The 15,455-nt window shown below is 39.2% G+C and carries 14 protein-coding genes; 9 read left to right on the top strand and 5 right to left on the bottom strand.

The features are described from left to right. Positions 1–8: 8 nt before the first annotated feature. The 8 genes from murG (at position 9) to H561_RS0112595 (ending at position 9,974) form a co-directional block, all read left to right on the top strand. A complete protein-coding gene (gene murG / locus H561_RS0112630) occupies positions 9–1,112 on the top strand; it encodes an undecaprenyldiphospho-muramoylpentapeptide beta-N-acetylglucosaminyltransferase (RefSeq protein WP_027387347.1) in 1,104 nt (367 codons plus the stop codon). Positions 1,113–1,161: 49 nt separating this feature from the next. Then, on the top strand, positions 1,162–2,532 hold the full coding sequence (gene murC, locus H561_RS0112625; RefSeq protein WP_027387346.1) for a UDP-N-acetylmuramate--L-alanine ligase: 1,371 nt from the start codon (positions 1,162–1,164) through the stop codon (positions 2,530–2,532). Between the two features lie 85 nt (positions 2,533–2,617). Beyond that, a complete protein-coding gene (locus tag H561_RS0112620; RefSeq protein ID WP_027387345.1) occupies positions 2,618–3,580 on the top strand; it encodes a cell division protein FtsQ/DivIB in 963 nt (320 codons plus the stop codon). 88 nt (positions 3,581–3,668) lie between these two features. Beyond that, positions 3,669–5,060 (top strand): cell division protein FtsA, encoded by a 1,392-nt coding sequence (gene ftsA, locus H561_RS0112615; RefSeq protein WP_027387344.1) that lies wholly within the window; start codon positions 3,669–3,671, stop codon positions 5,058–5,060. 83 nt (positions 5,061–5,143) lie between these two features. Beyond that, positions 5,144–7,066, top strand: a complete 1,923-nt coding sequence (gene ftsZ, locus H561_RS0112610) for a cell division protein FtsZ (protein WP_027387343.1) — start codon at positions 5,144–5,146, stop codon at positions 7,064–7,066. Between the two features lie 96 nt (positions 7,067–7,162). Then, positions 7,163–7,609 carry a GatB/YqeY domain-containing protein gene (locus tag H561_RS0112605; protein WP_027387342.1) on the top strand — a complete coding sequence of 149 codons (447 nt, stop codon included), beginning with the start codon at positions 7,163–7,165 and terminating at the stop codon, positions 7,607–7,609. A gap of 330 nt (positions 7,610–7,939) precedes the next feature. After that, positions 7,940–8,350, top strand: coding sequence for a BrxA/BrxB family bacilliredoxin (locus H561_RS0112600; RefSeq protein ID WP_027387341.1), 411 nt, complete (start codon positions 7,940–7,942; stop codon positions 8,348–8,350). A gap of 106 nt (positions 8,351–8,456) precedes the next feature. Further along, the gene (locus H561_RS0112595; protein WP_027387340.1) at positions 8,457–9,974 is read left to right on the top strand and encodes a GH3 auxin-responsive promoter family protein; all 1,518 of its coding nucleotides are present in this window, start codon (positions 8,457–8,459) and stop codon (positions 9,972–9,974) included. A 47-nt stretch (positions 9,975–10,021) separates the two neighbouring features. Here H561_RS0112595 and H561_RS0112590 read toward each other — a convergent pair whose 3' ends face one another. Together H561_RS0112590 and H561_RS23320 are read right to left on the bottom strand one after the other, a co-directional pair. Next, positions 10,022–10,741: a LytR/AlgR family response regulator transcription factor gene (locus H561_RS0112590; RefSeq protein ID WP_027387339.1), complete on the bottom strand. Its 720-nt coding sequence runs from the start codon at positions 10,739–10,741 to the stop codon at positions 10,022–10,024. Further along, positions 10,738–11,793 carry a sensor histidine kinase gene (locus H561_RS23320; protein ID WP_027387338.1) on the bottom strand — a complete coding sequence of 352 codons (1,056 nt, stop codon included), beginning with the start codon at positions 11,791–11,793 and terminating at the stop codon, positions 10,738–10,740. The genes H561_RS0112590 and H561_RS23320 overlap by 4 nt, the downstream gene beginning before the upstream one ends. A 197-nt stretch (positions 11,794–11,990) precedes the next feature. Between H561_RS23320 and H561_RS22435 the strand changes: the two genes are divergently transcribed. Beyond that, entirely contained in the window at positions 11,991–13,337 is a 1,347-nt protein-coding gene (locus H561_RS22435; protein ID WP_051349369.1) for a serine hydrolase domain-containing protein, read from the top strand. A gap of 45 nt (positions 13,338–13,382) precedes the next feature. On the opposite strand, the gene H561_RS0112570 is transcribed toward H561_RS22435, so the two are convergent. The 3 genes from H561_RS0112570 to H561_RS0112560 form a co-directional block, all read right to left on the bottom strand. Beyond that, positions 13,383–13,790 (bottom strand): hypothetical protein, encoded by a 408-nt coding sequence (locus tag H561_RS0112570; protein WP_027387337.1) that lies wholly within the window; start codon positions 13,788–13,790, stop codon positions 13,383–13,385. Between the two features lie 35 nt (positions 13,791–13,825). Continuing rightward, on the bottom strand, positions 13,826–14,185 hold the full coding sequence (locus H561_RS0112565) for a hypothetical protein (protein ID WP_027387336.1): 360 nt from the start codon (positions 14,183–14,185) through the stop codon (positions 13,826–13,828). Positions 14,186–14,459: 274 nt separating this feature from the next. Beyond that, the gene (locus H561_RS0112560) at positions 14,460–15,452 is read right to left on the bottom strand and encodes an endonuclease/exonuclease/phosphatase family protein (RefSeq protein WP_027387335.1); all 993 of its coding nucleotides are present in this window, start codon (positions 15,450–15,452) and stop codon (positions 14,460–14,462) included. Between the last annotated feature and the right edge of the window lie 3 nt (positions 15,453–15,455).

Genomic DNA, 15,455 nt, shown 5'->3' with positions numbered 1-15,455 from the left:
CCGATACAATGAATAAAAAACTAAAAGTATTATTGAGCGGCGGCGGGACAGGAGGACATATCTTCCCGGCTATTGCTATTGCAGACGAGATCAGAAAAAGATTTCCGAATGCTGAGTTTTTGTTCATCGGGGCCAACGGAAAAATGGAAATGGAAAAAGTTCCGCAGGCCGGGTATACCATTGAAGGAATCGATATCGCAGGAATCAACAGAGGAAATATGCTTTCAAACCTGGGTCTGCCTTTTAAAATTTTAAAGAGCTTATCCCGGTCAAAAAGAATTATTAAAAAATTCGCTCCGGATTTTGCCATCGGGACCGGCGGTTTCGCAAGCGGACCGGCATTATATGAAGCAAGCAGGCTGGGAATCCCTATTTTTATTCAGGAACAGAATGCATATGCAGGTGTAACGAATAAGATTTTAAGTAAAAAAGCGAAAACGGTCTTTACCGCTTATCCTGAAGTTGAAGGCTTTCCGGCTGATAAAATAAGGTTTCTGGGCAATCCGATCCGTTCGGCGATTGTATCAGGAATGCAGGCTACTGCTCAGGCAAAAGAAAAAATGGGCCTTGATAAAGACAGGCTGACGATTCTTTCAGTCGGTGGTTCTTTAGGGTCCAGAACATTGAATAACGGCTGGAAAGAAAATCTTGAACGTCTTAAAGAAAAAGGATATCAGCTGATCTGGCAGACCGGGAAACTGGACTATAATGAGTTATCTTGCGGCCTGCAGCTTCCGGCATCCATCCAGCTGAAAGAATTCATCAAAGATATGGAAACCGCCTATTCAGCAGCCGATGTTATTGTCTCAAGAGCGGGTGCCATCGCCATTTCAGAGCTGACCGTAGCGCAGAAGCCGGTCATATTGGTTCCCTTCCCCTTTGCAGCGGAAGACCATCAGACTAAGAATGCCATGAATCTGGTGGAAAAAGATGCCGCCCGAATGGTAAAGGACTCTGAAATGCAGGAAAAATTCTGGAATACGTTATCAGAAATCTGCGAAAATGAAAATATAAGAAAAGAAATGTCTGAAAATCTCACCTATTTTGCCAAGCCTGATGCTGCAAAAGAGATTGTGGATGACATCATAAATAAAATAGGCCTAAAGGTATGAGACAGGGAATACTCTCAAATCTTGAATCTAAAAATATCGAATTTATATAATGAACCGTTTAGAAACATATCAGAATTTTTACTTCGTTGGAATCGGAGGTATCGGAATGAGTGCTTTGGCACGTTATTTCCATGCTTCGGGCAAAAATGTTTGTGGTTATGACAAAACTAATACCAAGCTTACTCAGGTTTTAATGAACGAAGGAATTGATATTGTTTTTGAAGATGTCATTGATGAAAACATCACTTCACTTCAGCAAGAAAACACATTGGTCATCTATACTCCCGCCATTAAAAAGCTGGACATCCTGAATTATTTCACTGAAAATCAGTTTGAAGTGCTTAAGCGTGCGAAAGTCTTAGGGATGATTACTGAGAACACAGACTGTATTGCCGTTGCCGGAACCCATGGGAAGACCACAACGTCTACCTTGGTTTCTCATTTGTGCAAAGAAGCAGATCTGCCTTTTTCATGCTTTTTAGGAGGGATTTCTGAGAATTTTAAATCAAATTTCCTGTATAACGGCTCAGAATATGCTGTAGTAGAAGCGGACGAATACGACCGGAGTTTCCTGAGCCTTTTGCCGGACTGGGCGGTAATTACTTCTACTGATGCTGACCATCTTGATATTTACGGTGATAAAGATACCATTGAAGAGGGCTTCAGACAATTTGCAGCCTTGGTTCCGAATGACCGGCAGCTTTTTGTCAGGAAAGGAATTGAAATCGGAAAACCTCATCTGACGTATGCCGTGAACGAAGAAGCCGACTATTATTCTGATCATCTACGGATGGAGAATGACAAGATCTATTTTGATTTCCATACCCCTGAAGAAACGGTAAAAGATTTTATCTGGGAGATTCCCGGAATCCATAATGTTGAAAATGCAACGGTAGCGCTGGCTATTCTTCATAATCTGGGAGTGGATTTTGAAACATTGAAGAAAGCCATTGCCGGATTTAAAGGAATTAAAAGGAGATATACAAAACACAACTGCCAAAACGGTAAAATATATATCGACGATTATGCGCATCATCCTACAGAGATCAATGCTGTCATAAGCTCGATCCGGACTTTTTATCCTGAAAAGAAATTACTGGTGATTTTCCAGCCGCACCTGTTCAGCAGGACAAGGGATTTTGCAGACGGATTTGCAGAAAGTTTAAGCCAGGCCGATGAATTGATTCTGCTGGATATCTACCCGGCGCGCGAGCTTCAGGAAAACTATCAGGGTATTACATCCGAATGGTTATCCGAAAAAATAACATTAGGCCAAAAGGAAGTATCCTCATTAAATGATGCCTTCGGTAAAATAAAAGAAAAAGAATTTGAGATCATTCTCACGATAGGTGCAGGAAACATAGACACCCTGTATGATCCTATTTACGGATGGCTGAATTCCGCAGAGAGTACATTGTAAAAAAAAACATTTTGTACGGGAGCGGAAAGAAATAAATTATATAAATTACATTATGCTTTGTACGCGGAAGAATCGTACATAAATTATGAAGAATAAATACAGAATATTAAAAATTGCCGTCACAGTAATCATTCTCGGGTTTCTGCTGAGCTTCTCTCTGAAAAAATTCAGCGGTCAGAAGATTACGGACGATAAAATTTCTGTAAAAATGAGTGACAAGATGCCGGTGTACTTTATTGATGAAAAAGATATCCGCGAAATTGTAAAAAAAGAAAACCCTTCAGGAAAAGTCGGGGCTTTAGATATCCCCGCACTGGAAAAGAAAATCAATGCACTTCCGGCCGTAGACAGTGCTAATGTATATTTAAACCTAAACGGGAAATTAAACCTCGACATCATACAGAGAGTTCCGGTTTTCAGGTTAAATACAAACGGCAGGGATTTTTATGTGGATGAAAAAGGAACCGAATTTCCAATCTCGAAAACCTATTCTCATCCCTGCATGCTGGTAACAGGGAATATAAAAAAAGATGAATATGAAAAGCTGGCTGAACTCGTTGAGAAAATCGATAAAGATGATTTCAGCAAAAAATATTTCATCGGGATTTCAAAAGACAACGGCGATTATAATCTTCTGACCAGTGAAGGAAATTATAAAGTGGAAATAGGAGATTTAGACAATATTGAATTTAAAGTAAAAGGATTTAAAACATTTGTGGAAAAATATCTGGTGTTTCAGGACCCTGAAAAATACAATATGGTATCCGTAAAATATCAGAATCAGATTGTCACTACGCTGAATCCTTATTTTAAGGATAATGACAGTATTTTAAAAGCGGGGAATAAAGAGTTTGCGAAAGTCCCGCTTATTCCTATGAAAAAAACAGAAGATAAGCCGAAATCAACTGAAGTCAAAGAACAGACTAAAAAACCGATTGCCATTTCAAAAAAACCAAAAACCATAGTCAAGCCAAAGAAAACAAAAAAACAAGAGAAAAAAATACCGGTTGAAAAACCGAAAACAAAAGCAAAAGTTAAGATTGAATAATAATTGTCAGTTAGGGACAATTAAAAAAGGATAGGACAATAGACTGTTACATCTGAAAAAAGAATAAAAAATCAAATCGGTATAAACAATGGAAAATCAAGAGTATTCAGTAGGTCTGGACATCGGGACAACGAAAATTGTCGCGATTGTCGGAAGGAGGAATGCACACGGGAAAATAGAGGTTCTCGGTGTAGGGAAGGCTAAGAGTCTTGGTGTTCACAAAGGTATTGTGAATAACATTTCGCAGACCATTAATTCAATCAAAGCGGCTGTTTCTGAAGCACAGACCAGCGCAGGAGTTCCGATCCGTAAAGTAACGGTAGGAATTGCAGGAAAACACATCCGTTCTCTGCAGCACTCCGATTATATTATGCGTGAACATCCCGACAAGTTCATCACAGATGATGATATTGAAGCATTAAAAGATCAGGTAAAAAAACTGGTCATGCTTCCCGGCGAAGAAATTATACATGTTCTCCCCCAGGAGTATAAAGTGGATTCCGAAGGTGAAATTCAGGAGCCTGTCGGGATGCACGGAAAACGTTTGGAAGCAAATTTCCATGTGGTCGTGGGACAGATGGGAAGCATCCGGAACATCGCAAGATGCGTCCGTGAGGCAGGCCTGGAAATGGAAGCCCTTACCCTGGAACCCCTGGCTTCTTCAGAAGCCGTACTTACCAAAGAAGAAAAAGAAGCTGGTGTAGCAATCGTAGACATCGGTGGAGGAACTACGGATATTGCGATCTTTAAAGATAATATCATCCGCCATACCTGTGTTATTCCTTACGGCGGCGGAATTATTACGGACGACATCAAAGAAGGCTGCTCAATCATTGAGAAGCACGCGGAGCAACTGAAGGTAAAATTTGGTTCTGCAGTTCCTGAGCTGGAAAAAGACAGTACCTATGTAACCATCCCCGGGCTTCACGGAAGACCGGATAAGGAAATTTCCCTGAAAACTTTGGCACAGATTATCAATGCGAGGGTAGAAGAAATTCTGGAAATGGTCAATACGGAGCTTAAAGCCTACGGCGCATTCGAACAGAAGAAAAAACTGATTGCCGGCATTGTCCTTACAGGTGGCGGTTCTAACCTGAAACACCTCAGACAGCTCGCCAATTATACAACCGGTTTTGACAGCAGAATAGGTTTTGCAAATGAATACATTGCTAACGATAAAAATCAGTATCTTAAAGGCCCCGAATATGCCACTTCAATCGGACTCTTAATGGAAAGTTTGAAGATCAGGGATAAAAAGCAGAATGCTGAGGTGCAGGAACTCATTGAGGAACAGGCTGAGGCATCATCCGATGCTGAAACCGTAGCGGTTCCGAGTGAAACACCGGCAGCTATGCAGCAGGCTGAAACCGTTCTGCAGCAGGATATAATAAGCGAACAGAGGGAAAAAAGAGCGGCAAAACTGACTTTCGGACAGTCGCTGATGGAAAAAGTAAAAAAATTCTTTGAAGAAGTAGAGTAAATGATGAATGATAAGCAGTGCATGATCTTTCCTTACCGGATATCATCAGTCAATTATCATTATAATTATAAAAAAGTATAGTTATGGAAAATTTAGAGACACAGGGGTTTTCATTTGATTTGCCAAAAGGAAATTCATCAATTATAAAAGTAATCGGTGTCGGAGGCGGTGGTAACAACGCGCTGAAGCACATGTACGAAAAAGGGATTCACGGGGTAGATTTCGTGATCTGCAATACGGATGCCCAGACGCTGGATAATAATCCGGTATCCAATAAGGTGCAGCTGGGAACCACCATTACAGAAGGTCTCGGAGCCGGTGCAGATCCGGAAGTAGGTGAAAAATCGGCGATAGAAAGCATCGAAGAGATCAAAGCCGCCATGGGACAGAATACCAAAATGGTTTTCATCACGGCCGGAATGGGCGGTGGTACGGGAACCGGTGCAGCGCCTGTTATTGCCAAAGTGGCAAAAGACATGGGCATTCTTACCGTAGGGATTGTAACGGTACCTTTCAGCTTTGAAGGAAAAAGAAGACTGGAGCAGGCGGAGAACGGGCTTGATAAACTAAGAAATAATGTGGATTCACTGATTGTGATCAACAACGATAAACTCAGACAGCAATTCGGAAACCTTGGCTTCAAGCAGGGATTCTCAAAAGCCGATGAAGTACTGACCAACGCCGCCAAAGGGATGGCTGAAGTGATTACCGGATACTTTGATGTCAACATTGACTTTAGAGATGCCAAATCCGTGCTTCAGAATTCAGGAACGGCATTGATGTCCACCGGGGTGGCTTCAGGCGAAAATAAAGCGGCAGAAGCAGTAAGAAAAGCCCTTGACTCCCCATTATTGAATGACAATAAGATTATCGGTGCCAAGAACGTCCTGTTGCTGATCAGAAGCGGTGCGGAAGAGGTAACCATGGATGAAATCGGAGTAATCATGGATCACATCCAGAAGGAAGCCGGGAACACGGCAGATATCATCTTCGGGGTGGGTGCTGATGAAGAACTCGGAGATTCCGTAAGCGTGCTGGTTATTGCTACAGGCTTTTCAAACGATAATAAAAAATTTTCCGGGCCTACTGAAAAAATCAAGATCAGCTTGAATGATACATTTGAGAATCAGAAAGAATCCCCATTTAAGACAAGGGAACAAAGGGATCCTAATACCGTACGTAATCGTGGTTTCGGCGGAAAAAATATTTTCAGACTGGATGATGAAGACAATGACACTCCGCTGTTCAACTCTTCTGCTGCTGAAAAAAAAATGATGATTGAAGAGGAGCCTGCAAAAGCAGAAAACAACTTCTTTGATGAAGATACAGCAGACAATTTTACCCAGAGCTGGAGAAATGAGGATGAAAGTCAAGAAGAGTCTTACAGCCTGTTTACTTCTTCCGATGAAGAAAGCGATGATCCTAATGATCTTGAAACCCAGTCTTTCAGATTTGATTTTGAAGATAAAAAAGAAGAGCCACAGTCCAATAGCCCATTCAGCAATTCCTATTCACAGGAAAAGCCCGTTGAGTTCAGCTTTTTCGTCAATGAGCCTGTAAATAAAGAGCCAAAGACTGATTCAGGACAGCCAAAAGCTGAATTTGCCGCTCATCATCAGGTAAATCATCTTACGGAAGAACCTCTTCAGAAAGTAGAACATTTCTTTCAAAACCTGAAAGAAGAGCCTGCAGAAGATACGGAAACGGCAGCCCATAACCAACAGGCAGACGCCCCGCAAACTGATGAAACGGCATTTACTTTTGTGAATAAGACCGTAGATCAGGAAAGAATAATAGAAAGAAGAAACAAATTAAAAGAATTCAACTCAAGGTATCAGAGCTTTGACAGTTCAAGCGAATTTGAATCTGTTCCTGCTTTTAAAAGAAAAAACATCTCTATTGACGGGAATAATGCTTCAGACCAGAATATTAATACCTATCTGTCTGACAGCAACGGGTCAATACAAATCAGGGAAAACAGGTTCCTGAACAAAGATGTAGACTAAAATAAGGTAACAATGCATCCATCTGATAATGTAACAGTTTTGTGCATTTAAATTATGGGTGCATGAGTACACTTTTACATTGTTAAATTAATTATAATGAGTTTAGAAAATACCATTAATGAGGCTATAAAAACGGCTATGCGGGCTAAAGATAAAGTTGCTTTAGATTCTCTCCGTGCCGTAAAATCCCAGATATTGCTGCTGAAAACTGAAGCCAGGGAAGTGGAAGTAACCGCGGAACAGGAAATTGCCATTCTGCAGAGAATGGTGAAGCAGCGTAAAGACTCTTACGACCAGTTTACGGCGCAGGGAAGGAATGACCTTGCAGAAGTGGAAGATGCCCAGATGAAAGTCATTGAACAATTTTTGCCGAAACAGCTTTCTTCAGAAGAGCTGGAAGCAGAAATGAAAAATATTATTACCGAAGCCGGCGCCGAATCTATAAAGGATTTAGGCAAGGTAATGGGAGTAGCTTCGAAATCTTTAGCCGGAAAATCCGACGGGAAAAGCATTTCCGAAATGGCAAAGAAGCTGCTTTCATAATTTATATTTTATATCTTAACCTGTTATGTGATAACAGGTCCCTCTATAACTAAAAGGATATCCGACCTTTATAACGATTTGATTAAATAAGCCCGCAACTTTCAGTTGCGGGCTTATTTTTTAAATGACTGATTATCCATGATAACATTTTCAGCATTGTTTAAAATCTAATAATTAATTTTAAATCATAATGTACCTGATTCAGAGAAACTGAATATACCTGACACATTCACATTAAGTCTATTTTATTTAACAAAAACAATGATAGTTTTTATATATTGATGAAAAGTAAAGAATTGTGTAAATTTGTAGCTGATTAAAAACAAAATTATGTATCCAACAGATTTAGTAATGCCTATGAAGGCTGAACTTACAGATAAAGGCTTTGAAGACCTTACCAATCCTGCTCAAGTAGAAGAAGCCATCAAGCAGTCGGGAACTACCCTTTTGGTGATCAATTCCGTATGCGGATGTGCTGCAGGAGCGGCAAGACCGGGAGTCGTATACTCTTTAACCGGAGATAAAAAACCGGATCATTTAACTACGGTTTTTGCCGGTTTTGATACAGAAGCTGTCTCAGAAGCCAGAAAACATCTGGCACCGTTCCCTCCAAGCTCCCCTTGTGTAGCGCTTTTTAAAGACGGCGAACTCGTTCATATGCTGGAAAGACATCATATCGAAGGGAATCCTGCAGGAGCCATTGCCGCTAACCTTCAGGCTGCCTATGACGAATATTGCTAAGAAAAGCAGACCGAAATACTGAACCGTTACAAAAAATGTAACGGTTTTTTGTTTTATTGTGCTAAAAAAATTCTATAAAAATTCAAATAGTATTATATTTGTTGAAATGGCAACAAAAGCACTCTTCAATACTGTGGTTAACTGGTTTATCCGCCAGAGGATAGATCAGATCCAGAATTTTATGGATCATCCCATTGAGACCCAGAAAGGGATACTGTTTTCCCAGCTTTTTCATGCAGAAGACACGGAATACGGCAGGAAATACGGCTTTAATTCTATTTCCAGCTACCAGGACTTTAAAAATAAAGTGCCCGTAGTCACCTATGAAGAGATGGAACCTTTTATTGAAAAAGCAAGGCAGGGACAAAAAGATGTCAGCTGGCCGGGCTATATAAAACATTTTGCCAAATCCTCCGGAACCACTAACGCCAAAAGTAAATTTATCCCGATTTCAGCAGAAAGCCTGGAGTATTGCCACATGAAGGCAGGAAAGGATATGGTTTCCATTTATGCCAATAACCATCCGGAAAACCAGCTGTTTAACTATAAGAATCTGCGTCTGGGAGGGAGTTCAGAACTGTATGCGGACTTTAATACCAAATTTGGAGACTTATCGGCTATTTTAATTGACAACCTTCCGTTTTGGGTAGAAGTAACCACCACCCCCAGTAAAAAAGTTTCCCTGATGGGAGAATGGGAAAGCAAGCTTAAAGCCATTATCTCTGAAGTGAAAAATGAGGACGTAGGAAGTATCTTAGGAGTCCCGAGCTGGATGATGGTTCTTCTGCAGAGAGTGATCAAGGAAACCGACATCAATAATATCTCGGAACTGTGGCCGAATCTTGAAGTATTCTTTCACGGAGGCATCAGTTTTAAGCCTTATAAGGAACAATACAAACAGATTATCGGGAAATCGATCAATTACTATGAGATCTATAATGCCTCCGAAGGCTTTTTCGGGATTCAGGACAGGTCAGACAGTGATGAAATGTTGCTGATGCTCGATTACGGTATCTTCTATGAGTTTATCCCGATGGAACAGTTCCATCTCTCAAATCCGAAAGTGGTAAGCCTGGAAGATGTGGAAACCGGAAAAAATTATGCCATGGTCATCACAACCAATGGCGGCTTATGGAGATACCTGATCGGAGATACCGTTATATTTACCTCCATAAATCCTTTCAGGATCAAAATAACCGGAAGAACGAAACATTATATTAATGCTTTCGGGGAAGAATTAATGATTACCAATGTAGAATATGCCCTGGCCAAAGCCTGTGAAGAAGCTAAGGCATCGATTTCTGACTTTACAGGCGCGCCTGTTTTTATGAAAGACAATGAAGGCGGTGCCCATGAGTGGATTTTTGAATTCTGTAAAGAACCGGATAACCTGGAACTTTTTATTGATGTTTTTGATAATCATCTTAAGTTCGTCAATTCGGATTATGAAGCAAAACGGTATAATAATATCACTTTAAAAAGACCCGTCGTTCATATCGCGAAAGAAAAATTATTTTACCGGTGGCTGGAAGCCAAAGGCAAACTCGGCGGACAGAATAAAGTGCCCCGGCTAAGCAATGACAGGGAATATATAGATCCTTTACTGGAACTGAATAAAATATAAAGTTACATTTCTTCAATTTTATCGCATGATCCTTTTTTGTATCCTGCTTATATGATTTTTAATTTTTCATAAACCTGATGCCGGTAACTCATACCGATAGGGATGCTTTTTTTATTGGACAGTAAAATGATATGCTGTTCTACATAATTAATTTTATTGAGGTTAATAAAAAAAGATTTATGTACCCTGCAGATGTAATCCAGGTGTTTTAAGTTTTCTTCAATGGATGCTAATGTTTCGAGAACCATTATTTTATCGGTTTCGGTGTATAAACAGATATAATTTCGCATTCCTTCTATGTAAACCAATCCGGCAGGATTGATTTTCACCAGACGTTTATCGCTTTTTACATAAAAACAGTCGTTGTTTTTTTCAGTCATCACCGGAACATGATGCTGTGCTGCCCTTAAAATTTGAGTTACCTTTTGTACGCTTTTAGAAAACCGGTCTAAAGAAATGGGTTTTAACAGATAATCTGCTGCACTTTGGTCAAAAGCATTTAAAGCATATTGGTTGTAAGCGGTGGTATAAACAATGGCAGGGGGATTATTAAACATATCAACAAAATCAGTCCCGTTTATTTCTGGCATTTTAATATCCAAAAAAATTAAATCGATATTTTTATCGCGGTTTAAAAACGCTATTAATTCAAAAACGTTATTGCAAACCCCTTCTAACTGCAAAATATCAAATTTTGAAATATGGTGAATGAGAACATCCTGGGCCAGTTTTTCATCATCTACCACTAAACATCTTATTTTCATCATTTCTGTAATTTTATTTTTAAGGTAACACTAAACATGTCTTTACTTTTTTTTATCTGAAACAGGTACTTTGAAGGGTACAGCAACTCTAAACGTTTCCGGATATTTTCAATGCCGATCCCTCCGAAATCTTTCTTTGCTGATTCTTTGAAACTATTTTCACAGGAGAAAACGAGACCGGTATTATCGCAACTTAATGAGGCTTTAATATAAGAAATACCAATGGTAGAATCGGTACCGTGCTTAAACGCATTTTCTAATAAAGGCAACAACAGCATCGGCGCAATTTTAACCGGATCTTTTACCTGATGATGAAGAAAAGAAATACTCGCATTTTGAGGAAGCCTTAATCGTTCAATCTCAATGTAGGTATTGAGAATATGTACTTCATTGACAACAGAAATTTCTTTTTCCTGTGATTCATATAAGGAATATCGTAAAATATCGGACAGTTTTAGAATAACATCAGGCGTTTCTTTAGACCTTTTAAGCGATAAGGCATACAGGCTGTTCAATACGTTGAAAAGAAAATGAGGACTTATCTGTGATTTTAATAAACTAAGCTCTGCAACAGCCTGTTGAGCACGTATATGTTCTTCTTTTTTAATTTTTAATAAAAATTCCTGTACAGAATAGCCGATTGCCATAGCAACCATGACAATAATAATCCCCGGATAAACATCAAAATAATACTGATACTTTTCTAATATATCAGGCGCAGAAGATGTGGCTGCCAATGGCGTAAAATTATGCAGTTCCGTAGTGTTAAACTGATAATACAGCCATTGTAGATATTGGCCCAATATAATTACCAAAACCATAAAAAGTACAGCTGCCGAAATTAAATAATGCTTTACCTTCCTGTTGCGCAGAAGGTTTGGAAAAAGCCAGAAATTATTAATCCACCCAGGAACAAAAATCAATAGGTTATACAATAAAATAAACCCTACAGGCAGGCTTCTGTCATTATTATTTACCGCAGCAACCATTATAACTCCGGTGAATATAATGTTTAACAGCAGCCTGGTTAAACGATGTCCTGTTGGTGTTTTCATGGTTGGTCTGAATAAATCGTAAAGTTAACTATTTTCAATAGCTGTGTACTGCTTTTTTACATCAACAGGAATTATTCAGGGATGAATACTGATCAGGTGACCTACAAAACTGTATGTACCGGTTTTGATGATGTTGGTCAGAAAAAACAAAAATACAGCATAAGGTATTTCTTTATTTGCATCAAATAAAATCAATCATGAAAAAAATATATTTCATAATTATCTTCAATATTTTTGGTCTGGTTTATTCACAAACCCCGGATTACAAAAAATCAATTGACAGTATGTTGAATTACTTTCAGGAAAACAATGCATTTTCCGGCAGTATCTTGCTTCAAAAAAATGGTGAAACCGTTTATAAAGGCGAATTCAATAAATTTCCAAACGGCACAGATCGGTACAGGATTGGCTCCATTACCAAAACATTTACATCAATTATTATTTTTCAACTGATAGAAGAAGGCAGGCTGACGCTCGACACAAAACTTAACACGTTCTATCCGGCTATTAAATATGCCGATAAAATAACAATCGGTAATCTGCTCAACCACACAAGCGGTATTTACAATTATCTGGAATGGGAGGATTATTACGTTTCCAAAAGAAAAAATTACTCAAAAGAAGAAATGCTGAAACTGATTCAGCAGGGGAAACCCGATTTCAGGCCGGGTGAAGATTGTGGTTACAGCAATTCAAATTATATGCTTCTCGGTTATATTCTAGAAGACATTACGAAAAAATCCTATGCAGATCAGGTGAAAATAAGAATCGCTGATAAAATCGGGCTGAAAAACACCTATTGTGAAACCTCTGAAACCGAATACTTTAAGAGAAATATTTCCTATCTATTTGATGGAGAAAACTGGTCTGAAGAACTTGACACCCACCCAGGTTTCACTTTTGCCGCAGGCGCGATAGTATCTACAACCGAAGATTTATCAAAATTAATGAACGAATTGTTTAATGGAAAATTAGTCTCTAAAAATTCATTGGCACAAATGCAAAAAACAAATGCCAAAGCGTATGGCTACGGACTTTTTAAAACGCCTTTTTATGAAAGGTCCGGCTACGGGCACTCCGGAAAAATAGATGAATTCCACTCATTCACAGGGTATTTCCCGGATGAAGGCTTTAGCATTTCGGTCCTTTCAAACGGCACAAATATTAAACTCAATGAAATAATTTTAGGAATCGTTTCAAAGTATTATCAGAAAAGCTATAAATATCCTGATTTTACAACCTACAAGAAAGAGGGCGCATCCTCTACAGAAATTTATCACGGTGTTTATAAAGCGCAATTGGCAGGACTCATCACGCTCGGAAAATTTAAAATAACACATGCCGGAAAAAACTATTTGTTTCTGAGCATGTACGAAGACGGAGATAACGGTGAAAAAATGCTGTTAGAACGAAAATCAGAAAATACTTTCTATGCAAGAAAAAACGATGCTGAACTTCAGTTTTTGCTCGACAAAAAAGGAAAAGTAACGGGTATACTGATGAAACAGGGCAAGCAATCTATAAAATGTAAAAAGACAGTATAAAAGGTATAGGAAAAGACCGCAGATCATACTGCGGCCTTTCTTTATTTATTTGCTTAAGTCTTCTTTCAGCTTCTTAGCGCCCTCCTCTACTTTGGAAGCTCCTTTTGCCGCTGCATCCTTCACATCCTTTCCCACTTCTTTTGCTCCCCGTTTGATGTCCTGCCCAGCCTTATGCAGGTCCTGTTTTGTTTTATCTGCAGTAGCATCAATTTTATTTTTGGCGTTCTCTGCAACATGGTCTATTTTCCTGTCTGCTGCGTCAATTTTAGCCTGCGCTTTTTCTTTAGTCTGGTTGATCTTTGCCGTATCAACGCCTAATGCATCCTCAGAAACTGTAGTGGTGGTGGATACTGATCCGTCCGGATTTTCTACCTTCTCTGTCTGTGTGCTTGATTTTGTACATGATACAACTACTGTTGCGATCATCAATGCTGATAAAATGCTTTTTTTCATATGTATTTATAATTTAAAATGTAATATTAAGATGGCTAATTGGCCTTGGGCTCGCCCGCCGCTGGTTCTTCAGCTGTTTTTTGATTTTTTTCATCATCTGCTTTTTTCTTTTCTCCTGCCTGTTTTTTACTTTCTTTTTCCAGCTCCTCTTTCATCTTGTTTTCCTGTTCCTGAAGCTGTACCGCTTTTTTTACTGAGTCCTGATACTGTTGTGAAGACATTTTGATCTGACGTACGATATCCACCGAGGTGGCTCCATTTGAGAAAGAATCTACCGCTACAGTATCATAGCTCGGTTTCGGGCTGTCGGCAGGATAAAGATCCACCGGCTCTTTTTTGGAGCATGAAACCGCTGAAGCCGAGAAAACAAATGCTGTAAAAAATAGATTTTTCATGGAACTAATTTAGCGGAAATTCTGCAATTAAGGATAATGATATGATAACTGACCAGAATGATCAGCGTGATCACTTAAAGGAATAATTGATTCTAAGCTGATAATACAATCCATGTATAAGGGAACATTACCATTATCGAATGCGCAAGAGCTTCCGTTCCCGGAAATTAAAAGGTCGAACAATAATATCTGATAAAACTTCATAATTGCAGTAAGCTACCATAATTTTTCAACAAAAAATCAACCAACTTAAAAAGTTTAACGGTTTTTATGATTAATGCCGGAGCTTGAGGGTTGCAATGACCGGAAAATGATCTGAAATTCTGACAGACCGGTCTACCTGGTAGCTGACGGGCTGTATTGATTTTGATGAAAAAACGTAATCGATTCTTATTGGGAATTTGTAGTCATGAAAACTGGTAGCACTTCCCTTTCCCACTTCCATAAATGCATCCTTCAGGTCTTTTGATAAATGATAATACTCGTAAGAATTAGGCACCGAATTGAAATCCCCGGCCATGATGACGGGATAAGGTGAATTTTCCGCCGATTTCCTGATGGCCGCTACTTCTTCCTGATGGATTTTAAAGGTAGGAATTAATCTTTTGATTATATTTTTTATTTTTTTCTCGTCCTGTTCATTATTGCCGTCCAGCTTTACCATGCTTTTTTCAAACTTAAAAGGATGAAGGTATACATTGATAAAACGGTATATCTTCCCGCGGATTTTAATATCCGTTTGAGTAGCATATGGTTCCACATTCTCTGAATCCGTCCTGATCATCTCTTCATCTACAATCTCATGCTTTGTAAACACTGCGGTTAAGGGCATTGCCATTCCTTCGGTATACCCGTTAAGATTGATCTGATATCCTGACTCTTCCTGTAAAAGCACCACATCGGCATTCTGAGCATTCAGATAATCCTGAATGCTTTCTTTGCCTGAAGCCTGTCCGCCCTTGGTGTTGAAAGAAACAATTTTGAGATCCGCAATATCTTTTCTTTCAGGTGAATAATTAATCCACCGCATGGTCGCATTAAAAAACAGTAGTCCTGAGAAAATAAATACAAAAGCCCTTTTTTTCCAGCAGAAAATCCAGAAAAGAGTCAGGGCGACATAGCCGATCATCAAAACAGGAAATCCTAAAGAAAGCAGATTGAACCAGGGGGAAACCTTTGGCGGAATATAAGCATTCAGCAACATGCCTGCCAAGAGAAAGAAAATCCCTATATGTAGAATCAGAAGTATGAGACGAATAATTTTCACAGG

It is taken from the genome of Chryseobacterium gregarium DSM 19109, assembly GCF_000430845.1.
In the GTDB taxonomy this organism is placed as follows: domain Bacteria; phylum Bacteroidota; class Bacteroidia; order Flavobacteriales; family Weeksellaceae; genus Chryseobacterium; species Chryseobacterium gregarium.
The sequence above is the reverse complement of the archived record's forward strand: the minus strand, read 5'-3'. Positions and strand labels throughout refer to the sequence as shown.

Bases quoted from the DNA above. Each gene is read 5' to 3' on its own strand.
- murG (WP_027387347.1), top strand. From the start codon at position 9: ATGAATAAAAAACTAAAAGTATTATTGAGCGGCGGCGGGACAGGAGGA.
- murC (WP_027387346.1), top strand. From the start codon at position 1,162: ATGAACCGTTTAGAAACATATCAGAATTTTTACTTCGTTGGAATCGGA.
- H561_RS0112620 (WP_027387345.1), top strand. From the start codon at position 2,618: ATGAAGAATAAATACAGAATATTAAAAATTGCCGTCACAGTAATCATT.
- ftsA (WP_027387344.1), top strand. From the start codon at position 3,669: ATGGAAAATCAAGAGTATTCAGTAGGTCTGGACATCGGGACAACGAAA.
- ftsZ (WP_027387343.1), top strand. From the start codon at position 5,144: ATGGAAAATTTAGAGACACAGGGGTTTTCATTTGATTTGCCAAAAGGA.
- H561_RS0112605 (WP_027387342.1), top strand. From the start codon at position 7,163: ATGAGTTTAGAAAATACCATTAATGAGGCTATAAAAACGGCTATGCGG.
- H561_RS0112600 (WP_027387341.1), top strand. From the start codon at position 7,940: ATGTATCCAACAGATTTAGTAATGCCTATGAAGGCTGAACTTACAGAT.
- H561_RS0112595 (WP_027387340.1), top strand. From the start codon at position 8,457: ATGGCAACAAAAGCACTCTTCAATACTGTGGTTAACTGGTTTATCCGC.
- H561_RS0112590 (WP_027387339.1), bottom strand. From the start codon at position 10,741: ATGATGAAAATAAGATGTTTAGTGGTAGATGATGAAAAACTGGCCCAG.
- H561_RS23320 (WP_027387338.1), bottom strand. From the start codon at position 11,793: ATGAAAACACCAACAGGACATCGTTTAACCAGGCTGCTGTTAAACATT.
- H561_RS22435 (WP_051349369.1), top strand. From the start codon at position 11,991: ATGAAAAAAATATATTTCATAATTATCTTCAATATTTTTGGTCTGGTT.
- H561_RS0112570 (WP_027387337.1), bottom strand. From the start codon at position 13,790: ATGAAAAAAAGCATTTTATCAGCATTGATGATCGCAACAGTAGTTGTA.
- H561_RS0112565 (WP_027387336.1), bottom strand. From the start codon at position 14,185: ATGAAAAATCTATTTTTTACAGCATTTGTTTTCTCGGCTTCAGCGGTT.